We start from the raw sequence: 25,464 nt of genomic DNA, 5'->3' as shown, positions 1-25,464 counted from the left end.
ACGCAGACGACGCCGCCGAGACGTACAGCCTCCGGCTCAAGCCGGACCAAACGACAGGAGTTGTAAATGAAAACCATCAAGACACTGACCACCGCCACGGCTCTCAGCATACTGGCTGCCTGCGCGGGTTGCTCCCTTCTTCCGGCCAAGACCGCCAAGCCTGCCCCCGCCCCGGCCTCGAGTCCCTACCTCATCACCGGGAAGGTGACCGAGACCTTCGACGCGGGCGGATACACCTACATCAATCTGCTCAAGGACGGCGAGAGCACCTGGGTTGCGGCACCTGTGATGAAGGTTGCCGTGGGACAGGAATTGCAGCTCCTGCCGGGCGCCACCATGCCGCGCTTCACCAGCAAGTCCCTTGGCCGCACCTTTGAAAACATCGTCTTCTCTGGCGGACTCCCCTCCCACTTGAAGGGTCCGGCAACGGCAGCGGCCGACGCGGGCGCTCCCGCTGCGGGAGCAGCCGGTACGGCCGTTGCCGAAGGCGGTCCTGCCGAGGCCGATGAAGCGATTCTGGCAGGCACGGTGATCGAGACCATCGCCGCCGCCAATTACACCTACCTCCGCATCGAGAAAGACGGCAAGGCCTCATGGTCTGCCGTGCCTAAGACCGATGTCACGGTAGGCGACGAAGTCCAGCTCGCTCCCGGGACGGCGATGGGAGAATTCAGCAGCAAGAGCCTGAACCGTACCTTCAAATCCATCTACTTCGCCGGAGGGGTGGAGGTGACCAAGAAGAACCCGAAAGCTCCGGCGACCCCGGAAGCGGCGCCTGCCGCCACGGCTCCCGCTGCTCCTGCCGCTGCGGCTCCCGCCGGGGAAAACGCGTCGCTGTTCGCCGGGCATCCGAAGATCGAACCCGCCGACATGGAGAAAGCCGTGGAAAAGGCGAAGGCCGCGGCAGCGGCTCCCATCACCGGCAAGGTGACCGAAACCGCCAACGCCGGCGGCTACACCTATATCTGCGTGGAAAAGGACGGCGTGAAAACCTGGGTTGCCGTCCCTCCCATGGAGGTGAAGGTCGGCGAGGAGGTATCTCTCCTCCCCGGCAACGTGATGACGAACTTCTCCAGCAAAAGCCTGAATCGCACCTTCGACAAGATCATCTTCTCCAACGGCCCCGCAGCGAAATAACCGTTTTTTCGGCAGAAAAGCCCCTTTGGGGGCGGACGACATGTCCGCCCCCTTTTTCATTTCCAACTTCCCTCTCGCCGCGCCCCCCGCAGCGTCGCAACCCGCCGGTCCTCTCCTGAGCGCCCCTCCAGGCCGCCCGCCAAATCACCACCCCGGCACCGTATCTCTTTGAAAAATATAATATTTTTACCATTCCACCGTTCTTGACAACGCGTTTCACCCCCATATTAATTAAGCGGGAGGATCAGACCAGGAGTCCAATTGGCATAACCACAGGAAGGGAGGGTTCGGTATGGGTAAGAAATCTCTGCTGTTCCTTATCGCTTTGCTGCCTGTCTCCGTCGCGGTCTTTTGCTGGAGTGCCACCACCTGGCAGTTGCAAACCAAGCTATCCAATGCCGGGGGAACCTTCCAGGTGAGAGACAAGGCCCCGCAAACCACCGCCGGGATCGTCGTCTACAACAACTTCACCACCTCCGCCCCCGTTCCGGTGAAAGTCACCGCCAACACCGGCTACAAGATCTCGTCCCTCTTCAGGAACGGGGTTGCACTCCCCATCGGGAACTACACCTCGCACTACCTCACCACCTTCCAAAAGAGCGGAGGAGCCACCCAGTCGCTGGTCGCAGGGTTCACAGCGCAACAGGTCACCGTGACCGCCTCGGCATCGGGACCCGGGAGCATCACTCCCGCCAGTGCCAAAGTGGCCTACGGCGGGAGCACGGTCTTCACCGGCACACCCAGCGCCACCGGCTGCTACCTCACCTCGGCCACCGGCGGCAGTGTCGCCGACCTCAACGGGGCCCCGGTCCCCCTCCCCTACTCCGGGCCGGTCAGGATCACCGCAAGCAACGTCACCGCGCCCCGTACCGTGACCGCCTATTACGCCTCCTACAGCGTCAATGCCGGCGTCGACCAGCTCGCCCGGGTGAACGGTACCGTCGCGCTTTCCGGAAGCATGGTGGGAAGCGGGGCGCCATCCTGGAGCCAGCTCTCCGGTCCCGCTGTGCAGCTGTCCGGCGCGGACACCCTCACCCCGAGCTTCGTCCCGCCAAGCGCAGGCACCTACCAGTTCAGGCTCACCCAGACCGTTTCCGGCATCGCCGTCGCCTCGGCAACCACGCAGGTCGCGGTAGTGGACTCACTGGTTGACGAGATGCGTCGTGGCTGCATGGGATGCCACGCCGCCACAGGGGTCGTTCCCGCCCCCTACGTCTTCCCCGGCTGGTCCTCGTCGCGGCATCAGTCCGCCGGCGTTTCCTGCATCACCTGTCACACCGACGGGGAGATGCCGACGCCGGTCAACTCATCCAGCGTCGACGCGAACACCTTCGCCTACCGTTCCGGCGCCGGGAGCTTCTGCCTCAATGGAAACTGCCACAAGCCCGGCACCACGCACCGTACTGCAGGCATGACCTGCTCGGGATGTCACGGCACCTATAAGGACCACAACCCGGCGACCACGTTCCCCGCGGCCTTGAACGCCTGCTTCAGCTGTCACGGCGCGGCCAACTCCCCCCACTACCACGTCCAAACCACCCTCGCCGCCACCGACTGTCTGGTCTGCCACACCCCCTCGGGACACGACCCGGCACCGGACGCGAGGGTCACCCCGGCGCACTTCAACGGCTATACCTCCCTCGCCAACCCATCCTATGCCGCGGCCTACGTGACCCCGGCCACCACCTGCGGCGATTGCCACCAGGGGGGGGATCCCGCGGGGAGCGCCGACCAGGCGCTGCGGCAGTTCCGCACCGAGTGGGCCTCTTCCGGCCACGGCGACGGCAACGCCGCCGCATGGAAAAATTCCGTCTACTTCACCTGGAAAACGGCCGGGAGTGCCGCGGCCGACGCCAAGGAAAGCGCGAGCGTAGCCACCGATTGCCAGCGCTGTCACAGCGCCGCCGGCTACCAGAGGTTCGCCCTCTACACCAGCATCGAGCCGGTCTCGGCGACGGCTGTCAGCTACAGCGAACCCCTTACCTGCGACGCCTGCCACCAATCCGGCGATTTCTCCGCCCCGCGCTCCCTCTCCAGCCGCACCGGTTACTACAACTACTCGGGCGCCGCCACCGGAAGGGTTCGCGTCACCGCGACCTTCCCCGACGCCGGAAGGTCCAACCTCTGCCTTGGGTGCCACGCCGGCCGCCAGGCGGGCGCCACCGTGCAAGCGCTCTCCCGGGTGACGGCACAGACAGCCTACTCGAGCGCCTTCTGGCGCGACCTGCGCTTCGTCGACGCGCACTACCTCTCCGCCGGCGGCCAGCTCTACGGTGCCACCGGGTACCACTACCCCGGCCTCCCCTACGGCAACGCCGGCGTGAACCACAGCGTCATCGGCGGCACAGAGGCCGGCCCCTGCGTGGCCTGCCACCTCCCCGGCAGCTCGCACACCCTCTCGGCCGCAGCGGGGGGCTTCACGCTCTGCAACGGCTGCCACATCGACGGCGGCACGGTGAGCGCCGGCTTCCTCACCGGGAGAAGCGAGCAGTTCGCCTCCGCCCTGAAGGCGCTGTCCGCGGCGCTGGCGGCCAGGGGCTTCACCCCGCTCACCTCCCCTGACGGGAAACCGCAGTACCCCTATTTCACCGCGACCAACTGGGGCGGCCGTGCCGACGGGCCGGGAAACCTCGGCGCCGCCTTCAACTACAACCTCCTCGTGCACGACCCCGGCGCCTACGCCCACAACCCGGCCTACGTGAAGCGGCTGGTGCGCGACTCCATCGACTTTCTTACCTTCGGCAGCGTCGACCGCGGCCGCGACCTCGCCCCCACCATCGCGGGACTCCTTTCCGGCAGCGGCGACAGGGACAACGCCACCGCCTTCCTTTCCCTCTCCGGGAGCGGCGCCTCCGCGTGCCAGGTATGCCACCGGGGCGCGACCGACCCGCTCACCGGCGGCGACATATTCGCCGACTACGGCGCCAGCAAGCATGCCCTGAGCGCGGCAGGCGCCGCCTGCGTGTCCTGCCATGCACCGGCCCCCACGAGCGCCCACCCCGGCGCGGAGCCGATGCTGAAGGCAACCGCCGACATCAACCCCAGGTGCCTCCAGTGCCACCCGGTCCACAGCTGGCCCAGCGCCGGTATCTGCACCAATTGCCATAACGGCCACCGCCTGAAGGCGGTACTGCCGGCACCGCACCTCGCCAGCTTCAGCACGGCGCAGTACGTGACACCCAACCTCCAGTGCCAGAGCTGCCACTACCAAGTGGACGCCCAGACGGGGAGCACGTTCCAGGTCCTGCCTGAGCACCGCGAATGGGCCCGGAGCGCCAAGGGAGACTACCGGTCGGCCGCGGTGACCAGCTTCGACTTCAAGAGCATGGGGACGCCTGCGCCGGCCACTCCCGCGACCACCGTGCAGTTCGACTGCGTCCGCTGCCACACCACCACGGGCTTCAACAACTACGTCAACTCGAACTTCACCGCCATCGCCCCCTTCGGCGTCCCCGGGAGCGCGCCCGGAGGCGACCGCACCCGCGAGATGATCGGCTGTCCGGCCTGCCACGCCCCCACCCCGTTCGATTCCCGGTACAGCAGGAACATCGTGGGAATCGCCAACTACGCCACCTACACCTATGACGTCATCTCCTGGAGCGGCTACTCGTCCGCCGCCACCGGGAAGATCGTCCGGCCGAAGCTGTACAGCACCACCAGCGGGTCGCGGGACATGGGGGACTCCAACATCTGCATCGCCTGCCACGCCGGCAAGGGGGCAGGCGGAGTCATCAAGCAGGTGACGCCCGGCTTCAGGGGAGCGTTCATCTGCCCCCCCGACGCCCCCTCCATCGTCTGCCGGCTGGGGGGAGGAGCGCACGACCCCGGCCTCAGCAACAGCTTCTGGAGCAACGTCGACTTCATCGACCCGCACGGCGGCACGGGGCCGAACCTGATGTACCCCGGCGACCTCCCCCAAGGCTACGAATACCGCCCCGGCCAGACCACGACGAGTACCTTCCATGTCAACCTGGGAATGGACGGCACGTGGCGCGGCCCCTGCGTCGGGTGCCACATGAGTGCACCGGCCAAGCACTCCTTCAAGGCCATTTCCACGTCCAGTAACGGGGTGATCAGCGGGGTGACCGCCACTTCCTGCTCCAGCGCCAGTTGCCACGGTGGCGTCGCCTTTGCCATGACGCCTTCCGCGCTCGAGACTAAGAGAGCGGGGTACCGGGCGGCATTGTCCTTCATCTGGGCCCAGCTCGCCGCCAGGGGGATCCACTACAACAGCGGCCGGTACCCGTACTTCTTCACCACCCCCGACCCGGCGCAGCAGTCGCAGGAGACGCGCGTGGTGGACTGGAACCTCTCCGGCACCGTCCAGGGGGCGCACGTGATGGGGGCGGCGTTCAACCTGAGGCTGCTCGACTCAGGAAGCGGCTGGGTCCACAACGCCAGCTACGCCAAGCGGCTTCTCTACGACACCATCGACTACCTCGACGACGGAGCGCCGGACAACAACAGCGTCGAAGCCACTGTGCTGCAGAACCCGGCGGTTTTTGGCTACGTCACGCCGCGCCCGCTATTTTGACCCGACAGTAAGGGAACGTTAAACGCAACGAAGGCTTCGGGGATTTCCCCGAAGCCTTCGTTTTTTAAAAGTCTGGATTAACGCAAAGGCGAAGAGGCGCAAGGACACCAACAGCTCAAGCGCTCATTGACTCAACCCGTTTTGTTCCGTTTAGGTTTTCCTTTGCGGCTTTGCGGCTTTGCGTTAAAAATAATTTTTCACAGCTTGTCGCCCTTTTGCAGATCTTTCAGATCCTCAACCTGCTTCCTCAAGAGTGCCACCTCCTGCGCCAGGTTGTGGTTACTCTCGGAGAGCCTGGAGAGGGTGACGGAATGCCCGATGGCGACGAGCAGCAGGAACAGGACGCCGACCAGGAAGAGCAGAGAGGGGGGATAGTAGATGCCGATGCCGAGCGCCGCCACCTCGAGGATACGGCGCGACACGGTGAGGAGGATGACGAAAACGGAGGTGCAGAGCCAGAGCAGGGCGTACTTCTCGCGCAGGCGGCGCTCCCTGACCAGCCAGACCACGAAGCAGAAAATGCCAACGCTGAGGCCCAGCGAAGCGATTTTGGTTAAATCCACAGGTTATGATTCCCCGACCAGATCCCTGCCGCGCATGGCATCAACCACCATCGCCAGCGTGACCTTCAGCATGTAGTAGGCGGACTTTCTCCTGGTAATGGAGGAGTGCCCGGAAAGCCTGCCCCGCATCAGCACCGGGACCTCCACCACGCGCAGCCCGTTGCGTGCGGCGGTGATGATCGACTCGACCTCGGGGTAGTCGTCGGTGTAAAAGCGCGAGAACAGGCGAATGGTCTGTTTGCCGTAGCAGCGAAACCCGGAAGTCGGGTCGTGAATCGCCTTCCCCGCCAGGCAGCGGATCAGGCAGTGGAAGATGCGCGAACCGATGAAGCGGGTGATCCCCATCTTGTAGCCGCCGGGCAGGGTGCGCGAACCGATCACCAGGTCGGCCTCCCCCCTTTGCACCAGCTCGACGATCTTGAAGATCTGGTCGCCGCGGTGCTGGCCGTCGCCGTCGAACTGGATGGCCATGTCGTAGCCGTGCTCGTAGGCGTATCTCAGGCCGGTCTGCACCGTCCCGCCGATGCCGAGGTTGAACGGGTGGCTGACCACTTCCGCGCCGAGCCCCTTGGCAACGGCGGCGGTATCGTCGGTCGATCCGTCGTTCACGACCAGGATGTCCCCGCTAAAACACTTGAGGTCCTCGATGACAGCCGTGATATTACGGGCCTCGTTGTACGCCGGGATTATTGCAAGAATCCTCATATCACCCACCTATGCCAACGCCATATGGCGTAATGAAAAGCCGGAAACGGACCTTTTCTGAATGAATACAAGATCCGGACCAACTTTCAGGCATTAGGACAGGAGATAAGACTTGCCAAGGAGCCCGATACTAATATAAATATCTGGCGGCGCGCAATTAAAAAAGTCATAGAGAGGGCGCCGTGCGGGCAGACGCTTTACCGGCCGGTGCCGGGCTGCAGCACAGAGAGCGGGAACCGCGCCACAACCATGATTCAACTTTTTCAATGTCAGTAACCGGAGCAGGCGTGCGCGTATCCGTAATCATCGTCAACTGGAACGGCCTCGGCCATTTGCCGGAATGCCTGGACAGCCTGCAAAAGCAGACCTTCAGGGATTTCCAGGTCATCGTGGTGGACAACGGATCCAGCGACGGATCCGTCCCCTACCTCGAGCAGCGCCCGGAGGTGCGGCTGGTCCCGTTAGAGAAGAATGCAGGCTTCGCCGCCGGCAACAACGCCGCCCTTCCCTTCGCCCGGGGCGAGTACCTGGTCACCCTGAACAACGACACCAAGGCCGAGCCCGACTGGTTGGAAAAGCTGGTGGCGGTAGCCGACCGGCACCCGGAGGCGGGGATGGTGGGATGCCGGATCCTCAGCTATCAGGATCCGGAGCGGGTTGATTCGATGGGGATGGCGATCTGCAGGGACGGCATGTCCCGCGGCAACTTCCGGGGGAGGCGCTATGCAGAGCTTGCCGTCGAGGACGAAGCCGAGATCCTGTTCCCCTCGGCCTGCGTCGCGCTGTACCGGCGCGCCATGGTCGACCAGATCGGCTTCTTCGACGGCGACTTCTTCGCCTACTGCGAGGACAGCGACCTGGGTCTTAGGGGGCGGCTCGCCGGGTGGCAGGCCGTTTTGGCCCGTGACGCCGTCGTGTACCACAAGTACTCCATGACCGCGGGGACCCTGTCCCCCTTGAAGCTCTACCTCGTCGAGCGCAACCATTTCTACGCAGTTGTGAAAAACTTCCCGCTGGTGCTGCTCCTTACGCTCCCCCTGTACACCCTGCTGCGCTACCTGGTACAGGCCAGGGTGGTGCTGCACGGCAAAGGAACCGGAGGCGAGTTCAAGACCAGCGGCAGCAGGAACGAGTGCGCACTCGCCCTGTTGCGCGGAATGCGCGACGCCCTGCTCGCCCTCCCCACCCTAACCAGGAAACGCGCCGAGGTGATGCGGCACAAGAACCTGTCCCCCCGTGAAACAATGCAACTACTAAGGCGCCACCACCTGACCTTCCACGAACTGCTCGATGTGCCGCCCTCCTGAAACCGAGCACCACCATCGTCTTTGGAAAATCATCTCGCTTGCCCGCCGCAAGACAGGCGCGTCTCGCCGTCGATCGGCGCCACGACAATGGTGGCTCCTTTGAGGAGAAATCTGCCCCCTTAGCGGCAGCTTCACGCTCTTTGCAGTTCCTAGACGTTTAATGTAACGGTTACATGGCCCGATGTAACGGTTACATGGCACGTTGTAACGGTTACAGCTCATCCGGTCTTCCACACATCGCCCGAATCACAGCCTGCAAATGCCAAAGTTAAAGCGAAATCCTCGCGCGACAGGCGTGCCTACCCCGAGGCAGAGGCTACATTGCGCTCTGCAACCATCGCATCCCCCCATGGCACGGCAAAAACCGTCAAAAATTGCCGATCCGAGTTGCATGTAAGGGTTACATTGCCTCATGTAAGCGTTACATCGCCTAATGTAATCGTTACATGGGCCTGTACAACCGCCGCGAGGTCAACGCAACCGTTTTCTGCGCGACTCGGGAAGCCCCCCCTCACCTCGGTCGGACGCAGCATGCGCCAAACACCGATGGCACATTGGCGATTGACAAATTAGAAATCTCTTATACGCTTAAGAAAAAACCTGGCTGGGCCGAGGGAGGTGAAAGCCTGTGGGCGCAAATACCACCACGATGATAACACGCATGAGCCACTCAGAGGTGATCGTCAGAGCCGAACCGATCGTCGATGCCTTCACCACGGGAAACCCGATACAAGGGCCAACCCCGTCGTTCCTCGTTGTCGGCGATCCGCTCAGGAACATGTACGAACATTTCAAGGAAGTGCACCGGGGAGCAGAAACCGGCAATCATACCATGGTTGCCGAACGGAACTCCCTTCGCCCCCCATTTAACCAGGTCTTTATCGACATCATGGATTTCGTGGAACTGGCCGCGCGGAAGGATCCCACCCTACCCTACCGGGCCGGGTGCGAGTACTTCTGGCACAAGAAAGCCAGCCCGATCCGCACTGTAGCTGTGGGCAAGAACATCCCTACTCTTACCGTGTCCAACCTGAACGAACGCGGAGCCGTGTTAGGGAAGGTGACCGGAGTAGCGAAAGCCAGAAGCTATGAAATGCAGTACACCTACGGTGATCCGACCGTAGAGGCGAACTGGGGACACCTGGCAGTGCACCCGACTGCCAGCAAGATGGTCTCGAGGAACCTGGAAGCAGGAAAGAACTGTTCCCTGAGAGTCAGGGCCGTCGCCACCACTGGTGTCAGCCCCTGGTCCAACTACGTCACACTCATCATCACATGATTCTGGCAAGGTAACCGAGCATGTTCGACAGCGAAAAACGGGCTCAGCGTCAAAACGCTGAGCCCGTTTTTCGCGCCCCTTCCCATAAAACTGGATTGCAAGCAACAACATATACATAATGCTGGGTTTTCCGCCCGATCGTGCTGCTGTGTCCATCAACACGACCACGTTCTGTTCTGTCTCGTCCTCTTTGAGCGGATCGACAATAGAGTGCAGGAAGGTCCGGGAAGGGAAACGCTATGGTTCCTCAAGCGCACCGCCAGACTGCCCACAAATGCTTCGACATGTGGAATAGCTAAGGAAAAAACCGCGACCGTAACAACGGTAAAGCCTCGACAAAACACTACATTAACTCTGCACCAGCCAAGGCTTTTACCTTAAAAATGGCCTTGTGTTCTAAAAAGAACTAGAGTATTGTCTCGCTGAGACCTCACCTTTACGCACTTTCTTCTTAATATATGGCCAGCATGCAAAACATTAAAATGTTCTCCGACTTCATCAAAGAACTTTCGGAGAAGAAAAATGTTATTTATGAACTAACCCAGCGGGACTTCAAAGCAAATTACCTCGGTTCATATCTGGGCATGATATGGGCTTTTCTCCTTCCTATCGCCAACATCTTCATCTTCTGGTTCGTCTTCCAGATAGGATTTCGTTCCAAGCCTGTGCAGGACTTCCCCTATATACTCTGGTACATTGTGGGGATGATCATCTGGAACTTCTTCAGTGATTCCGTGAACAACGGCATGAACTCGGTAGCGCAAAATGCCTTCGTAGTGAAGAAAGTAGCATTCAGCATCGGTATACTGCCCATCATTAAGATCCTATCCGCACTTGCCATCCATGCCTTTTTCCTCGTCTTCGTCGGCATCCTCTTCGTCTGCTACGGCTACTACCCGGACCTCTATTGGCTGCAGGTGTTCTACTACCTCCTGGCCACCCTGGTCCTGGTGACCGGCCTTTCCTGGCTCACAGCATCGGTGGTGATCTTCTTCCGGGATCTGCGGCAGATCATCGCCATCCTGCTGCAGTTCGGCTTCTTCCTTACTCCGATCTTCTGGAGCGTGACCATTTTGCCTCCGAAATATCAGGCCGTGATCAAGTTCAACCCTATCTTCTACCTGGTGAACGGCTACCGGGACAGTTTCATTCACAAAGTCTGGTTCTGGGAAAACATGGCGTCAGCCCTGTTCTTCTGGTCCTTCACCATAGCGACCTTCATACTGGGGGCCCTTGTGTTCCGGAGACTTAGGCCTCATTTTGCAGATGTAATCTGACATTGCCACAACTGAAAGGCAAGAAGGACACGATTTGCACAACCCGATCATAAAAATACGCGACCTCTCCAAGGTCTATAAACTCTATGATTCCCCGGCCGAGCGGTTGAAGGAGGCTCTACACCCCTTCGGTAAAAAGTATCACCACGAGTTCTACGCACTGCAGGGGATCAACTTGGATGTCATGAGCGGTGAGACCATAGGGCTGGTCGGGCCAAACGGCGCCGGCAAGTCCACCCTCCTTAAGGCAATCACCGGAGTCATCGCCCCCACCACGGGCTCGGTGGAAGTAAACGGAAAAATCTCGGCGCTTCTGGAACTGGGGGCTGGATTCAACCCCGACATTAGCGGCCTCGAAAACGTCTATTTCAACGGAGCCATCCTCGGCTTCTCTCGGGAAGCGATGAACCGCAAGCTCGATGAAATACTGTCGTTCGCCGATATCGGCGACTTCATTCATCAGCCGGTGAAAACCTATTCCAGCGGCATGATGGTGCGCTTGGCTTTCGCGGTTGCCTCAAATGTCGAGCCAGACATCCTCATCGTCGACGAGGCACTCAGCGTCGGAGACAGCAGATTCAAACAGAAATGCCTGCGCAAGATAAATGAGTTTATCAACAAAGGCGTGACGGTGCTTTTCGTTTCGCACGATATGCCGTCGGTAAAAACCTTCTGTCGCAAAGCCATCTGGATCGGGAAGGGGAAAATCATCGAAATGGGAGATTCTAAGGAAGTTTGCAAACGGTTTGCGAACTTCATGGCCTACGACATGGTGCCGACAAAGACGCACAAACCGGCTGTCACGGCCACTTCGGCGGGAACGACTTGGCAATGGCAGGATGTCACTATGTTCGCATCGTTAGGTGACAAAAGGGCAGTCATAACCAGAGTCGCTTTTTACGACGCGGTCACGGGGGAGTCTGCGGAACTTTTGGAGGGAGGCGAATCCGTTGTATTCATGATCGAGGTGCACATAAAGGAGCAGGTGCTTCAGCCGATCCTCTCCATCGACATCAAGAATAGCCTCGGCATCCTCATTTTCGGCGTCAACAGCATTTTCCTGGAAAAGGAAGTCGCCAAAATGTCGCCAGCCGAAATCCATACCGTGAAATTTTCCTTCAAGATGCCACTGATTAAAAACGGTGATTACTCCATAACAACCGCTATTTCCGATGGAACCTACCAGTGCCACGTACAAAATCACATCGTCCATGAAGCCGTGATCTTCCAAGTAGCAAACAAGGATTTACAGTTTAGGCACTACACCGTTATCAACAAAGAGTGCAACATTGAATGTGACCGGATATGCTAATTTGCATCCGATACCAGGAGCGCTACCCCCCCCCACACACATCCATATTCTTGAAGAAAGACACCTGGCAGAGGGGATGACCCGATGGTGATCGTCAGGGCTTACAACGGACTGGGCAACCAGATGTTCCAGTACGCACTGGGCCGCCACCTTGCCGTGCTGAACGGGACGGAACTGAAGATCGACACCGGCGCCTTCGCCGACGACCCGCTCAGGGAGTACGAACTGCACAGGTTCAAGGTGCGGGGTTGCATCGCGAGCGCCGCGGAAGTCGCCCATTTCAGGGAGATGGAAACCGTGGATCCGCAGCACTACCTGCGCCTGATGCAAAAAAGCAGGCTGTTCGACCCCGCTGTCCTGGAGGCCCGCGGCAACATCTACCTGCACGGTTTCTGGCAGACCGAGCGGTACTTCGCCGGGATCCGGGAATTGCTGCTCGACGAGTTCCAGCTCGAGGCTCCTCCCGGAGAGGGGGCCATGAAGATGCTGGGCCAGATCGAGGCAAGCAATGCGGTTGCCCTGCATGTGCGCCGCTCCGACTACGTGACCAACCCGAAGACGACGCTGCACCACGGCGTCCTGCCCCTTGAGTACTACGAGGAGGCGATGCGGCGCATGGCCGCGATGGTCCCGGACCCGGTATTTTTCATCTTCTCGGACGACCCGCAATGGGCCAGGGAGAACATCACCCCTCCCGGCCCCTCCGTGTGCATCGACGGCAACGACGCATGGAACGGACACGAAGACCTGTGGCTTATGCGCAACTGCAAGCACTTCATCATCGCCAACAGCAGTTTCAGCTGGTGGGGCGCCTGGCTCTCCGGCAATGCCGACAAGCGGGTGATCGCCCCCTTGAGGTGGTTCGCCAAGCCCGAGATAGACACCCGTGACATCGTCCCCCCCCAGTGGATGCGGATCTAGGGTAAAGGCAGCAACTGCACGGAGGTACCACGTGAACAACAACATACTGAACTTCTTCGGAGCGGACGCCTCCAACCTCTCCGCCAACCGGGTGGAATCACACGACTGGCAGGCGGATGGCATCGACTGCATCTACATCATCTTCATCACGGGTCGCTGCGGCAGCACCTGGCTCACCCACCTTCTGGAGGATTCCGGCATCTGCGGACACCCCCATGAACTCTTCAACGAGACGCTGATGCCCCGGTTCAACAAGAGCATCGAGGCGGCAAACTTCAGGGAGTACTTCGCCGGGGCGGTGACGCAGTTTTCCAGCGGAGGCCGGTTCGGCTTCAAGATCGACGAGTGGCGCCTGAGCCACCTGCTGCCGCTCATCGACTTCCGCACCCTTTTCCCGGCGGACATCACGCGCTGTTTCTGGATGACCCGCCGCGACCTGGTGAGCCAGGCATTCTCCTTCGGACGCGCCAAGACGACCGGCCACTGGCACGACTTCACCGCCAAAACCACGGAGCAGAAGCAGGATCACGTCGAACTCTCCGACGCCCAGATGTGGAAGGAGCTCATCGACATCCTCGCCAAGGAGCGCCGCATGGCGGCCTTCTTCCAGCGGGAAGGGATCGACTACTTCCCTCTCGATTACGAGCAGATGCTGGCGGACCGGCTGCTCACGGTGATGCGGGTCATGATCGAACTCGGCTGCCAACACGAGGAGATCAACTCCTTCATTCAGAAGATGGAGGACAAGACGCTCCGGCTCGAATTCGGCAACAAGTACGAGGTGCTGGGGCGCTTCTGCGCCAAGTACGGCAAGCTCCTAACCACCCTCGACAAAGAGCGCAAGGAACTCTCCACCGACGAACTGAGGCGGAGGCTGCAGCTCGATTACGACCTGTCGCTGTGAGAGAGGCAGGCAATCAACCCATCCGGAGGGTGAACGGGTGACTTCACAAGCAGCAGATATCATCATCGTCGCCGGGTCGGGCCGCAGCGGGACCACCTGGTTGGGAAATGTGATCGCCGGGGACGACCGCCGGATCATCTTCGAGCCTTTCGAGTGCAGGCGCGTGGCGGAATTCGCCGAACTCGGCATGCGCCCCTATTTCAGCCCGGCGGAAGCCCAGCCTCAATGGCACTCGAAGGTGGAGGCACTCTTCTCCGGCCGGATCGGCAACGAGTGGACCGACCAGGACCGGAAGCGGCTGGATCCCGAACGCGACACCGGTGGAGTGGTGATCAAGGAGATCCGCGCCAACGGCATGCTGGCGTGGCTCAGCAACAATTTCCCCTGCCGCATCGTCTACCTGGTGCGCCACCCGTACGCGGTGATCGCGTCCCGCGTGAAACAGCAATGGGATTCCCACATCGAGGCCTATCTGTGCCAGCCCCGCCTGGTGCAGGATTTCCTGGAACCGTACCTCCCGGTGATCGAGTCGGCACAGGGGAACGTGCAAAAACATGCGGTGATGTGGTGCCTGGAAAACCTGGTCCCCTTGCGGCAGATGTCGCAGTACCCGTGGCTCTTCTGCCGCTACGAGGAACTGGCGGCCCATCCCGAGCGGGAAGCGGATCACCTGCTCAGCCGCCTGGGGCTTGAGTTCACGCCTGGCCGCATGCAGGCGCTGGCGGAACTCTCCAGAACCTGCTCCCGGAAGCCCACCGACCGCTCGACGGAGGCGCTGACCGACCCGCGGCACGCCCTGCCGGAAGATGAGCGCAGGGAAGTGGCGCGGATCATCAACGCCTTCGGCATCGACCTGTACCAGGAACAGCTGTGACACGGGATGGGACCACTACCGGAGCCTTCCTCTCCAACGTCCCCCCGTCAAAGCAGTCTAGGCAACGGCAGTTATTCCCGTAACCGCTTCTGGAGTCTTTGATGACAAAAAAAAGCAGCAACATCAGATGGGAACACAGAAAGCTCTCCCGCGAGGACTACCTGGAACGAAACGGCCATCCCTCCATGGTCCTCTGGTTCACCGGGCTCTCGGGTGCGGGGAAATCGACCCTGGCCCAAAGGGTGGAGGAAAAGCTCTTCGAAAAGAGGTGGTACACCTACATCCTCGACGGGGACAACGTGCGCCACGGTCTGAACAGCGATCTCGGTTTCTCGGAGCACGACCGGCGTGAGAACATCAGGCGGGTCGGCGAGGTCTCCAAGCTGTTCGTCGACGCGGGCGTAGTGGTGCTGGCAGCCTTCATCTCGCCGTACCGTGAGGACCGGGACCGGGTCCGCGCCCTCTTCGAACCAGGGGACTTCATCGAGATCCACGTGAAGTGCGCGCTGGACGTCTGCGAAAAGCGCGACCCCAAAGGGCTCTACCGGAAGTCGCGCGCCGGCGAGCTCCCCGAATTCACCGGCATCGACAGCCCCTACGAAGAACCGCTCGCTTCGGAACTGATCATCGACACCGCGCTGCTCGACATAGACCAGTCCGTTGCGCTGATCCTCGACCACCTCCGGGACCGGGAGCCGAAGTGCAGATGGGCCGCAGCGCCCTGCGGCGGTGACGGGGTCTCGCCATGAAGCACCTGGAAGAACTCGAGGACAAGTCGGTCTACATCCTGCGCGAGGCCTACAAGAACTTCGACAACCTCTGCATGCTGTGGTCGATCGGAAAAGATTCCACCGTACTGCTTTGGCTCATGCGCAAGGCCTTTTTCGGGCACGCCCCCATTCCGCTTTTGCACATAGACACCTCCTACAAGATCAAGGAGATGATCGAGTACCGGGACCGCCTGGCGCGGGACTGGGACCTCACGCTGGTGGTCGGCCAGAACAAAGAGGCGCTGGAGGCGGGAATGTCACCGGAGCGCGGCAGGATGGAATGCTGCACGGCGCTGAAGACCCGGGGGCTGCAGCAGGTGCTCGACGAGAAGCGCTACAACGGCGTCATCGTCGGGGTGAGGTCGGACGAAGAAGGGACCCGGGCCAAGGAGCGCTACTTCTCCCCCCGGGACAAGAACAACGACTGGGACTTCAGGGACCAGCCCCCCGAGCTTTGGGACCAGTTCAAGACCCGCTTCGAGCCCGGCACCCATGTCCGCATCCATCCGCTTCTGGACTGGACTGAGATCAACATCTGGGAATACATCAAGAAGGAAGACATCCCGGTGATCCCCCTTTACTTCGACCGCGGCGATGGATTGCGCTACCGCAGCCTCGGCTGCGCCCCCTGCACCACCCCCATAAGGTCCACGGCCAAGACCGTTGATGAAATCATCACCGAGCTGCGCAACACCAAGGTCGCCGAACGCTCCGGAAGGGCCCAGGACGCCGACCGCGGCATGGAGAAGCTGCGCAAGGACGGGTACATGTGATGGATACCGCCAAGGAACACTTCCAGATCGTTTTCGTGGGACACGTCGACCATGGGAAATCCACCCTGCTCGGACGTCTCTACGCCGACACCGATTCTCTCCCGGTAGGACACCTGGACAAGGTGCGGGACATCTGCGCCAGGCAGGGAAAGGTCTTCGAATACGCGTTCCTGTTCGACGCCTTTCTCGAGGAGCAGGAGCAGGGGATCACCATCGATACCGCCCGCACCTTCTTCAGCTGGGGGGATAGGCAGTACATCATCATCGACGCGCCAGGGCACAAGGAGTTTCTCAAGAACATGATCTCCGGCGCCGCACGGGCCGAGGCGGCGGTGCTGATCATAGACGCCGGCGAGGGGATCCAGGAACAGTCCAAGCGGCACGGCTACCTGCTGAGTCTCTTGGGCATCCGGCAGGTGGTGGTAGTGGTCAACAAGATGGACCTGGTGGGGTATAGCGAGGAGGCCTTCCGCGCCATCGAGAAGGAGTACCGCGCCTTCCTCTCCCACCTCAAACTGGAGCCGCAGTACTTCATCCCCGCCAGCGCCCGCAACGGCGACAACGTGGCGGCACGAAGCGGCGCGATGCCGTGGTACGGGGGGCTCACCCTCCTGGAAAGTCTGGCGAACTTCGTGAAGCTTCCGGCGCGGACCGATCTCCCGTTGCGGATCCCGGTGCAGGACATCTACAAGTTCGACCCCAGGCGCATCATCGCGGGGCGGGTGGAGGCGGGCCAGTTCAGCGTCGGCGACACCCTGGTGTTCTCCCCGTCGAACAAGACCGCGGTGGTGAAGAGCATCGAGGCCTTCAACGTCCCCAATGTCGTCCACTCGGTCCCGGCCGGGAGGTCCGCCGGCTTCACGCTGGACGAGCAGATCTTCGTGGAAAGGGGCGAGGTGGCGTCGCACAAGGATGCCGCGCCGGAGGTGTCCGACCGGTTCAAGGCCAACATCTTCTGGATGGGGAAGAACCCGGTGCCGGTGGGGGGGAGGTACCTGCTCCGGATCGCCACGGCCGAGGTGGAAATGGAGGTGGAGGCGATCCTCGGGATCATCGACGCCTCGACCCTGGGGCGCGGCGAATCCCCTGAACGGATCGAGAAAAACGACGTGGCCGAGGTGATCATCAGGACCAGGCGCCCCATCGCCCTGGACCGCTACGCCGACATCGACACGACGGGGCGTTTCGTCATCATCGAGGGTTACGACATCCAGGGGGGCGGCATCGTCATGGAGGTGTTCAAGGACGAGCAGGAGCCCTTCCGCGCGGAGGCACGCAGGCGCGATTTCGAATGGCGACGCGGCGAGATCCACCTCGACGAAAGAGTCCTGAGAAACGGCCACTACCCCGGCATCGTCCTGTTCACCGGCGAAAAAGGGAGCGGCAAGGCCCGGCTGGCCAGGCACCTGGAGCGCCGCCTGTTCAACGGCGGGAAACAGGTCTACCTCCTCGACGGCAAGAACCTGCAGTACGGGCTGGGGACCGACCTGAGCGATTCGGACAAGGAAGAGATGGTGCGCCGTTTCGGCGAAGTGGCGCAGATCCTGCTCCGTGCCGGGCAGATCGTGGTCTCCACCACCAATACCTTCGCACTGGCAGACCACCAGATCATCCGGGCCCTGGTGCACCCCCACACCGTGATCGCGGTGCACATGTCCTTTGTCGAGGGACCCCTGCCGGACAACACGGACCTCCACTTCCTCGAGTCCGACGACCTGAAGGCAGCCGCGAAAACCATCATGGAATTAATGGAAGAAAAAAACATCCTTTTGTGATACTAATCGGGGCTGCAAGATCCCTAATACTGCAGGCGGTGCACAGGGTGCCTTTTTGAGCAAGCCATTGATATCCGTAGTGATGAGCGTCTACAACGGTGAACGGTACCTGCGCGAGGCGATGGACAGCATCCTGGAGCAGTCCCGACCCCACTTCGAGCTGATCGTTGTCGACGATGGCTCAACCGACGGCACTGCAGCCATCCTTGATTCCTACACCGACCCCCGCCTCAGGGTCATCAGGCATGACAACCAGGGGCTCACCAAGTCGCTCAACCTCGCCATCCGTGAGGCGCGCGGCGAGTATGTCGCCCGCCAGGATGCCGATGACCGCTCACTCCCCGGGCGCCTGGCCATCCAGGCCGATTTCCTCGAGACACACCCCGAGATAGCCCTGGTCGGCTCCGCCGTAAAGGTGATCAGCAGCCAAGGGGCCGAACTCGCCACCTTCCGTCACCCGACGGCACCGGCCGAGATCGCCGCCACCCTGTGCAGCTACAACTGTTTCTGGCACGGCTCCATCATGTTCCGGCGCGACCGCTTCGTCGAGCTGGGGGGATACGACGAGAGGTTCATCACCGCGCAGGACTACGACATGTGGCTGCGCTTCAGCGAGCGCAACCAGCTCGCCAACCTCCCGGAGCCCCTCTACGCCTATCGCTTCACCGTCGAGTCGGTGACCGTGCAGCGGATGGTGTCGCAGCACCGCCTGGCCGTGCTGGCGCGGCGGCTGGCCGAGGAGCGTGCGGGAGGGAGCCAGGGCCCCGCCCAGGACGTCGCACCCTACCTCGCCCTTCCGCTCACCCTCGCCGAGAGGCGCCAGATCATCAACAACTACAAGCCCTGGTGCCGGCTGCTGCTCAAAAACGGCCTCACCGGGGAGGCGGCGACCCTGATGGCCGCCATCTTCAAACACCACCCGCGCCCCCTCTTCCGGCTGGCGTTCGCCGTCGCCAGGCTGACCAACACCCCATCGGTACTCACGAGGTTCCTGGAACATGCCTAAGCTGAAAATCCTCTTTATCTCCCACTCTTCGTACCTGTTCGGAGCCGAGAACTGCGCACTCGCGCTGATCGAGGGGTTGGACAAGGAGCGCTTCGAGTCTGCCGTGGTGCTCCCCGCCGACGGCCTGTTCAAGCAAAGGCTCGCCGAGCTTGGCGTAAAGACACACATCTTGCCGCTGGAGTGGTGGGTGAAGAACGAGGGGAGGCTGCTTCATGCACAGCAGGAGATCCCGCTGGCGCTGGACCGGCTCTTGCGCATCATCGATGAGGAAAAGCCGGACGTCATCCATTCCAACACCTCCGTGATCTGCTGGGGGGCCATCGCCGCCGCCTTGAAAGGGATCCCGCACGTCTGGCACGTGCACGAGATCCTGAACGGGCACCCGAGCCTGCAGTCCATCCTCCCACTCCCCCTGCTCTACGAGTCGATCAACTTCCTCACCGACCGGGCCGTCACCGTTTCCCAGGCGGTAAGCGACGAACTGGCCGGCTTCGTGGAGCCGGCCAAGGTGCGGCTCATCTACAACGGCGTCCCCTGCCATGCTGCGGCCGCCCCGGACAAGCTGCGTGCAGAGCTTGGTGCCGGGCCAAAGCAGCGCATAGCGGTATGCGTCACTTCGCTGCAAAAATACAAGGGACTCGACAACCTCGTGGCCGCGGCCGCCAAGGCCTGCACACGGGATGAGCGGCTGCTCTTTGCCATAGCGGGGGGCGGCTCACCCGAGGCGGTCGCGGAGCTGCGCCAGCAGGTGAAGGATCTGAACCTGGAGGACAAGGTTTTCCACCTCGGCTTCCGCAACGACGTCGCCGACATCCTGGCTGGTGCGGACCTGTTCGTGCTCCCCTCGACCAAGGAGGCGTTTCCGCTGGTGGTCCTCGAGGCCATGTCGCAGGGCAAGCCGGTGGTCGCGACCGACTGCGGCGGCACGCGCGAGATGGTGCTCGAAGCGGAGACCGGTTACATCGTCCCGGTGCAGGACCCCGAGGCGCTGGCGGAAAAGATCCTCGAACTCTGCAGCGATCCGGCACGCGGGACCGCCATGGGCGAGGCGGCCCGAAAACGCTACTGCGAGAACTTCACCCTCGAACGCTACGTCGACAGCTTCGCGAGCCTGTATCAGGAACTCTCCGCCTCAGCCAAGGCGCCGCTCAACTCCAGACAGGCCTCGCTTTTGAACTGCTTCATAGAGGCGTACCTCGAACACCTGAAAACCATGCGGGTGATCCCCAATCTCGAGCAAGAGCTGACCTTGCAGAAAAGACAGTTTGCCGAGGTAAGCGTCCAGCTCTCCCGGCAGCAGGAGGCCCTGCTGGCCTGCGAGCGGGAAAAGACCGCCCAGGCACAGGAGCACGCGGAGCAGCTCCTGTCGCTCGCCCGGGCAGTGGAAGACAAGCGCGCCCACCTCGAGACGCGGCTGGAGAACAAGAAGATCGAGAAGGCGGACCTGAAGGAGCGGCTGAACGATCTCGCCGATGAGTTGGCGCTCGCGGGCGAGTTGCGCGCCGAGTTGGAAAGGTACCTAGATTACCGCTCGAAAGAGATCGTGAACCGGGAAGAGCGGATCCGGCAGATGGAGGAGGAACTGGCGGGTTTCTCCACGCTGCGGGCCGAGTTGGAAACAGGGTTGCAGCAGCGGGACGCAGAAATTGCCGCGTTGACCGGGCGTGCCGGGGAACTGGCGACCGCACTGGAGATGGCCGAGGCGGCACGTACCGGGCTCGAGCAGGCTGCGGCAGAGCTGAATCAGAGAGAAGAGGAGGCGCGGCGGAACCGGATCGAACTGGAAGGAGAGCTGCGCTCGAAGATCGTTGAGATCCAGGCACTTAACCAGCGTCTGAGGCAGGTCGAGGAGGTGATGCTCCAGGAACAGGAGCGCGTGGCCCAGTTCGTGGCGCTGCATGAAGAAAGCATGACGGCGGCGGAGGGCCTCAGGGCGGACCTGGAGGGGCGGCTGCAGCAGCAGGCGGTCCGGATCCAGGCCCAGGAGCAGATGAACCGCCAAGCGCTGGAGGAACTGGCGCGCCAGAGCGCGCTTGCCGAGGCGCACCTGGCCGCCAAGGAAGAGACCATCCGCGAATTGGGCGAAATGCTGGAGAACGCGGCGCACAGGCTCAAGGCGGCGGAGCAGGAACTGGTGCTGGCCAGGACCGCGCAGGAGGAGGAAAGAACCGCTTGCCACACTCAACTGCGGGAGCGGGAGCAGCGCATCGAGGATCTGCTCAACTCGCTCAGTTGGAAGGTAACGGGGCCGCTGCGGAAGGCGTACGACCTGGTGCGGGGGAGGTAGCGGGCTCACGCGTCCGCAGTACGCTCTTTATCGCCTGCAACCGTGCGTCCCCTTCCGTGAGCGTCGGCACCAGCCACCCCCCCTCGTCGCTTTCGTTCCAAGCATAGATGATGATGGCGTCGGCCTCGGTGTACTCGGGGTTCGCCCTTTCCCATTCGATTGCCGACTTGAGATGCCGGGCCAGCTCCGCCGGGGTGGGCGGCACGTACCAGGGGCCGCGAAGCTTCCGGGCCTGCTCCGTGGAGTTTCGGCGTGGACGGTTGTCCCATCCGGCGTTCACTATCGGGATCGTCTGCTTTGCCAGCGCCTTGCACGCTTCCCAGAACCCCCTGTTAGCCTCGGCGAGGGCACTGTGAGGATATTCGCCGTCCCCTCCAGTCCCGGGCGCAGTGTAGGCGCTTATCGCGTCGAGATCGAATTTCTCCACCCAGTTGCTCACCCTGGCGGGTTCCCCTCCCTGGGCCGCCATGTACGGCTCCTGCAGCCCGGCGTCGAGAGCGGCGCGGTCGAGTTCGCCCAGCATCGCTTTTACGGCGGCGCTCGAACCGGCCCACTTTTCCATCTCCCCGGGGTCGAAGAGAAAGAGCAGCGGGCGCCCCCCCGCCACCGTCTGGTAGGTCGGTTCCTTGAAAAAGGCCACCAGCCTCTTGATCGTTACGGGCCAATCCTCAACCGGTCCCAGATGGTTGGTCTCAAGGATCAGGCAGAAGCGGATCTCGTTCTTTCGCGCGCTGGCGAGGTAGCGCCGCAAGCCTTCGTCTAACTGGGCCAGGGCGGGGTTGTGGCGGGTACTGTAATAGCAAAAGGCCCAGTAGTCGATGCCCGCCGCGCTGGCGAGGACGATCTCGCGGTCCATGACCTCCTGGCTGTCCGCGCGCAGGCTCGCTCGCCCGTCCTTGCCGTTTGTGGCATAAAACGGGAGCCGCCCCCGCCACTGCGGTGCCGAGAGGCTGTATTCGTAGGGGCTGCCGGCATACCAGGCATCCCAGCGAATGGCACCGACCACCGGACGAAGCTCTCCCGCATATGCTGATTGTGTCAGCAGGATTGCGGCCACTGCGTTTACCGTCATCCGGAAGTACACCTTTGGATGTAGGCGCCGCATGTATTCAAAAAAGGTCATATTCTGACGTTCGCCTCGGCCAACAGCAACTTGTCTTTTTGGTCAAAAAAGCATATAAAAGCCTTTTTAACATCAGGTAAAAGGAGCAACTTCAATGACAATTAAGGCTCACACACAAACAGTAGCGGTCATACTGACAACGGCTGTGTTTCTGACTGCGGGCGGTGCCGCCCAAGCCCAACAGACTGCGAAGAAGTCTACCGTAGCTCCCCCGGCTGCACCAGCGGCAACCGGTGCAGTGGTAGAAAAATTTGATTTCGAGGCGGGGGCAGCCGGCTGGTCCGCCCCGGCCAAAACCATCAGCCTCGGCACAGCAACCGCACCGAAGAAGAGCGGCAAGGGGAGCCTGAAGATCGCCGGCACCTCCTCGGCCGGCCTGTACAACTTCGCAGCCTCCCCCCGCAAGGAACTGCAGCCGGGTAAGCAGTACCAGGCCACCGCCTGGCTCCTCGTCAAGGAGTGGGACCATGCAGGCACGGCTCCGCTTTTGAAAATCGCCCTCTACAAGGACGGCAAATTCCTCAGCAACACCTTCAGCAACAGCTACGACCTCAAGAAGAAGAACCAGTGGCAGAAGCTGACCGTCACGGTGGCGGCGCCTGCCGGCGGCAAGATCGCCGGGGCCCTTTCGGTGGAGAAAGGGACACAGGAGCAGATAAAGGCAACCATGAACCTCGACGAGGTAAAACTGCAGGCCGTGAAGTGAGTTTACTAGCGGGGGGCGCGAAGGATGTGCCCCCCTTGTCATGCCAGAGGAACCAATGAAGAAAGCCCGCCTCATCGCCCTTTACCTCCCCCAGTTCCACCCGATCCCGGAAAACGACGAGTGGTGGGGTCCCGGATTCACCGAGTGGACCAACACCGTGAAGGCGAAGCCCCTGTTCATCGGGCACCAGCAGCCCAACCTCCCGGCAGACCTCGGTTTTTACGACCTGCGCCTCCCCGAGTCCCGGGAGGATCAGGCGAACCTCGCCCGCGAGTACGGCATCGAAGGGTTCTGTTACTGGCACTACTGGTTCGGCGGCGGCAAGAGGCTATTGGAGCGCCCCTTCCACGAGGTGGTGCAGTCGGGCAAACCGGACTTCCCCTTCTGCCTGGCCTGGGCCAACCACACCTGGTCCGGGGTCTGGCACGGCTGCCCTGACCGCATCCTGATCGAGCAGACCTACCCGGGCGTCGAGGATTACACCGCTCACTTCTATGCCATGCTGGACGCCTTCCGCGACCCGCGTTACCTCAAGGTGAACGGCAAGAACATCTTCGGGGTCTACAAGCCCAAGGACCTCAAGGAACCTGAGTTGTTCATGAACACCTGGCGCGAGCTCGCCGCCAAGGAAGGGCTCGGCGGCTTCCACTTCGTGGCCATGGTCGACTTCCCGTGGGACCCGGTAGCGGGCGGCTTCGACGCCTACTCCTCCAATCCGCCGGTAGCCATGGTGACACGGCAGGAGGTGCAGCCGCTCAACGAGGAACTCGAGAAGGAGATCCTCAAATGGCGCTTCTTCAGCAAGGAAAAGCCCGAGCTGCCGCAGGTCTACTCCTACCAGTCCTTCGTGGAGAACGCCTTCCCGGACAAGACGCTGCGCCGCGACTTCCACCCGTGCGTGGTGCCCAACTGGGACAACACCCCGCGCTCCGGGAAAAACGGCTTCGTGCTGCACGGCTCGACGCCGCAGTTGTACGAGCGGCACCTGGAGGAAGCGGTGGACCTCGTCGAGGACCGCCCCGAAGACGAGCGCGTGATCTTCGTCAAATCGTGGAACGAATGGGCGGAAACCAACTACCTCGAGCCCGACCTCAGGTGGGGCAACGCCTACCTGGAGGCGACGCGCAGGGCCGTGACGCGCGAGAGCAGCGACCAGATCAGGGTTCATTTCGCGAACGTGAGAACCGCGCACCACTCGCCCCACTCCGGCTACGACCGCTTTATCGACTTCGTTCCGCATCGCAGGCTGCCCAAGGCGGCGAGCTTCGACTCTGTCACCGAAGCGGAGCGCGAGCGACTGTACCAGCAGGCAAAAAAGGAGGTGAGCTGGTACAACCCGAGCGACCTGGAACTGGAGAGCGCGGTCAACGAACTGGCCTGCGGCACCAACCGGCACGTCTGCCACTACCTGTACGGCGAGAACTCCCTGTACCACACCGGGCGCTCGAAAGACCCGAACAAGAAGATATTCGTCTCCTTCCACCAGCCCCCGGCGGCCCACCTGGAGTTCGTCCGGACCAGGGAACCTCTCAAGAACGTGGACGGCGTCGTGGTGGTCGGGACCAACCAGATCCCGTTCTTCTCGCAGTACATCGACCCCGCGAAGATCCACTTCGTGCCGCACGGCGTCGATACCGACTTCTTCGCGCCCAACCCGGGACTCAAGCGGGAGGACCGCATCCTGTTCGTGGGGAACTGGCTCAGGGACTTCGATACGCTGGTGGCGGTGTCCAAGATCCTGGCGTCGAAGGCGCCGCAGTTGGTCCTCGACGTGGTCACCCTGGAGCGTAACCGGGCCTTTTTCGAGGGGTGCTCCAACGTCAGGTTCCACTCCGGCATTCCGGAGGCGGAGCTGTTGGCCAAGTACCAGGAGGCGATGCTGCTCGTGGTCCCCATGAAGGATTGCACCGCCAACAACTCCGTCCTGGAGGGGATGGCCTGCGGGCTCCCCATCGTCACCACCGACATCGGCGGCATCCGCGACTATGTGGACGACGAATGCGCCAGACTGTGCCGTCCCGGCGAAGCCCGGGAGATGGCGGAGGCGGTGCTCGCCCTCGCGGCCGACGCGCAATTGCGGCAGTGCATGGGGCGGAAGTCACGCGAAAAGTCCCTGGCGTTTGACTGGAGCATCGTTTCCAAGACGCTGATGGACGCCTACGAAAAGAGCTTTTCATGACCATGCGCCGCTTCGTCGAGTGGCGAGGCTGC

General features: G+C 61.8%; 19 protein-coding genes. 16 read left to right on the top strand and 3 right to left on the bottom strand.

All coding sequences use genetic code 11. From position 1 onward, the window contains the following. Window positions 1–66 precede the first annotated feature (66 nt). Together KP001_RS21560 and KP001_RS21555 are read left to right on the top strand one after the other, a co-directional pair. On the top strand, window positions 67–1,137 hold the full coding sequence (locus KP001_RS21560; protein WP_217287523.1) for a hypothetical protein: 1,071 nt from the start codon (window positions 67–69) through the stop codon (window positions 1,135–1,137). Between the two features lie 292 nt (window positions 1,138–1,429). Continuing rightward, window positions 1,430–5,671 (top strand): PKD domain-containing protein, encoded by a 4,242-nt coding sequence (locus tag KP001_RS21555; protein WP_217287522.1) that lies wholly within the window; start codon window positions 1,430–1,432, stop codon window positions 5,669–5,671. A gap of 197 nt (window positions 5,672–5,868) precedes the next feature. Here the strand turns inward: KP001_RS21555 and KP001_RS21550 are convergent, their stop codons facing one another. Together KP001_RS21550 and KP001_RS21545 are read right to left on the bottom strand one after the other, a co-directional pair. Then, window positions 5,869–6,234 (bottom strand): DUF2304 domain-containing protein, encoded by a 366-nt coding sequence (locus KP001_RS21550; RefSeq protein WP_217287521.1) that lies wholly within the window; start codon window positions 6,232–6,234, stop codon window positions 5,869–5,871. Window positions 6,235–6,237: 3 nt separating this feature from the next. After that, window positions 6,238–6,939: a glycosyltransferase family 2 protein gene (locus KP001_RS21545; RefSeq protein ID WP_217287520.1), complete on the bottom strand. Its 702-nt coding sequence runs from the start codon at window positions 6,937–6,939 to the stop codon at window positions 6,238–6,240. A gap of 287 nt (window positions 6,940–7,226) precedes the next feature. On the opposite strand from KP001_RS21545, the gene KP001_RS21540 reads away from it, so the two are divergent. The 12 genes from KP001_RS21540 to KP001_RS21485 all read left to right on the top strand — a co-directional run bounded on the left by KP001_RS21540 (window position 7,227) and on the right by KP001_RS21485 (window position 21,424). Continuing rightward, a complete protein-coding gene (locus KP001_RS21540; RefSeq protein ID WP_217287519.1) occupies window positions 7,227–8,246 on the top strand; it encodes a glycosyltransferase family 2 protein in 1,020 nt (339 codons plus the stop codon). Window positions 8,247–8,907: 661 nt separating this feature from the next. Then, window positions 8,908–9,525, top strand: coding sequence for a hypothetical protein (locus KP001_RS21535; protein WP_217287518.1), 618 nt, complete (start codon window positions 8,908–8,910; stop codon window positions 9,523–9,525). A gap of 458 nt (window positions 9,526–9,983) precedes the next feature. Then, window positions 9,984–10,802: an ABC transporter permease gene (locus KP001_RS21530; protein ID WP_318248655.1), complete on the top strand. Its 819-nt coding sequence runs from the start codon at window positions 9,984–9,986 to the stop codon at window positions 10,800–10,802. A 34-nt stretch (window positions 10,803–10,836) separates the two neighbouring features. Then, window positions 10,837–12,114 carry an ABC transporter ATP-binding protein gene (locus KP001_RS21525; protein ID WP_217287516.1) on the top strand — a complete coding sequence of 426 codons (1,278 nt, stop codon included), beginning with the start codon at window positions 10,837–10,839 and terminating at the stop codon, window positions 12,112–12,114. Window positions 12,115–12,198: 84 nt separating this feature from the next. Next, window positions 12,199–13,035: an alpha-1,2-fucosyltransferase gene (locus tag KP001_RS21520; protein WP_217287515.1), complete on the top strand. Its 837-nt coding sequence runs from the start codon at window positions 12,199–12,201 to the stop codon at window positions 13,033–13,035. A gap of 31 nt (window positions 13,036–13,066) precedes the next feature. Beyond that, window positions 13,067–13,939 (top strand): Stf0 family sulfotransferase, encoded by an 873-nt coding sequence (locus KP001_RS21515; RefSeq protein ID WP_217287514.1) that lies wholly within the window; start codon window positions 13,067–13,069, stop codon window positions 13,937–13,939. A gap of 37 nt (window positions 13,940–13,976) precedes the next feature. Further along, complete coding sequence (locus KP001_RS21510) at window positions 13,977–14,813, top strand: sulfotransferase domain-containing protein (protein WP_217287513.1); 837 nt, start codon at window positions 13,977–13,979, stop codon at window positions 14,811–14,813. Window positions 14,814–14,914: 101 nt separating this feature from the next. Next, on the top strand, window positions 14,915–15,562 hold the full coding sequence (cysC, locus tag KP001_RS21505) for an adenylyl-sulfate kinase (RefSeq protein ID WP_217287512.1): 648 nt from the start codon (window positions 14,915–14,917) through the stop codon (window positions 15,560–15,562). After that, window positions 15,559–16,356, top strand: coding sequence for a sulfate adenylyltransferase subunit CysD (cysD, locus tag KP001_RS21500; protein WP_217287511.1), 798 nt, complete (start codon window positions 15,559–15,561; stop codon window positions 16,354–16,356). Before cysC ends, cysD begins: the two co-directional genes overlap by 4 nt. Next, window positions 16,356–18,131 (top strand): GTP-binding protein, encoded by a 1,776-nt coding sequence (locus KP001_RS21495; protein WP_217287510.1) that lies wholly within the window; start codon window positions 16,356–16,358, stop codon window positions 18,129–18,131. The genes cysD and KP001_RS21495 overlap by 1 nt, the downstream gene beginning before the upstream one ends. A 55-nt stretch (window positions 18,132–18,186) precedes the next feature. Beyond that, window positions 18,187–19,137 (top strand): glycosyltransferase family 2 protein, encoded by a 951-nt coding sequence (locus KP001_RS21490; RefSeq protein ID WP_217287509.1) that lies wholly within the window; start codon window positions 18,187–18,189, stop codon window positions 19,135–19,137. Then, window positions 19,130–21,424: a glycosyltransferase gene (locus KP001_RS21485; RefSeq protein WP_217287508.1), complete on the top strand. Its 2,295-nt coding sequence runs from the start codon at window positions 19,130–19,132 to the stop codon at window positions 21,422–21,424. Before KP001_RS21490 ends, KP001_RS21485 begins: the two co-directional genes overlap by 8 nt. Here the strand turns inward: KP001_RS21485 and KP001_RS21480 are convergent. Then, complete coding sequence (locus KP001_RS21480) at window positions 21,366–22,496, bottom strand: glycoside hydrolase family 99-like domain-containing protein (RefSeq protein WP_217287507.1); 1,131 nt, start codon at window positions 22,494–22,496, stop codon at window positions 21,366–21,368. The genes KP001_RS21485 and KP001_RS21480 overlap by 59 nt on opposite strands. A gap of 289 nt (window positions 22,497–22,785) precedes the next feature. Between KP001_RS21480 and KP001_RS21475 the strand changes: the two genes are divergently transcribed. Together KP001_RS21475 and KP001_RS22320 are read left to right on the top strand one after the other, a co-directional pair. Next, complete coding sequence (locus KP001_RS21475; RefSeq protein ID WP_217287506.1) at window positions 22,786–23,253, top strand: hypothetical protein; 468 nt, start codon at window positions 22,786–22,788, stop codon at window positions 23,251–23,253. A gap of 55 nt (window positions 23,254–23,308) precedes the next feature. Further along, window positions 23,309–25,432: a glycoside hydrolase family 99-like domain-containing protein gene (locus KP001_RS22320; protein ID WP_217287505.1), complete on the top strand. Its 2,124-nt coding sequence runs from the start codon at window positions 23,309–23,311 to the stop codon at window positions 25,430–25,432. Window positions 25,433–25,464: the final 32 nt, after the last annotated feature.

This window comes from Geomonas subterranea (genome assembly GCF_019063845.1).
In the GTDB taxonomy this organism is placed as follows: Bacteria; Desulfobacterota; Desulfuromonadia; order Geobacterales; family Geobacteraceae; genus Geomonas; species Geomonas subterranea.
This window is presented reverse-complemented; position numbering and strand designations above follow the sequence as displayed.

Bases quoted from the DNA above. Each gene is read 5' to 3' on its own strand.
- KP001_RS21560 (WP_217287523.1), top strand. From the start codon at position 67: ATGAAAACCATCAAGACACTGACCACCGCCACGGCTCTCAGCATACTG.
- KP001_RS21555 (WP_217287522.1), top strand. From the start codon at position 1,430: ATGGGTAAGAAATCTCTGCTGTTCCTTATCGCTTTGCTGCCTGTCTCC.
- KP001_RS21545 (WP_217287520.1), bottom strand. From the start codon at position 6,939: ATGAGGATTCTTGCAATAATCCCGGCGTACAACGAGGCCCGTAATATC.
- KP001_RS21535 (WP_217287518.1), top strand. From the start codon at position 8,908: ATGAGCCACTCAGAGGTGATCGTCAGAGCCGAACCGATCGTCGATGCC.
- KP001_RS21530 (WP_318248655.1), top strand. From the start codon at position 9,984: ATGGCCAGCATGCAAAACATTAAAATGTTCTCCGACTTCATCAAAGAA.
- KP001_RS21520 (WP_217287515.1), top strand. From the start codon at position 12,199: ATGGTGATCGTCAGGGCTTACAACGGACTGGGCAACCAGATGTTCCAG.
- cysC (WP_217287512.1), top strand. From the start codon at position 14,915: ATGACAAAAAAAAGCAGCAACATCAGATGGGAACACAGAAAGCTCTCC.
- cysD (WP_217287511.1), top strand. From the start codon at position 15,559: ATGAAGCACCTGGAAGAACTCGAGGACAAGTCGGTCTACATCCTGCGC.
- KP001_RS21495 (WP_217287510.1), top strand. From the start codon at position 16,356: ATGGATACCGCCAAGGAACACTTCCAGATCGTTTTCGTGGGACACGTC.
- KP001_RS21485 (WP_217287508.1), top strand. From the start codon at position 19,130: ATGCCTAAGCTGAAAATCCTCTTTATCTCCCACTCTTCGTACCTGTTC.
- KP001_RS21480 (WP_217287507.1), bottom strand. From the start codon at position 22,496: ATGACGGTAAACGCAGTGGCCGCAATCCTGCTGACACAATCAGCATAT.
- KP001_RS22320 (WP_217287505.1), top strand. From the start codon at position 23,309: ATGAAGAAAGCCCGCCTCATCGCCCTTTACCTCCCCCAGTTCCACCCG.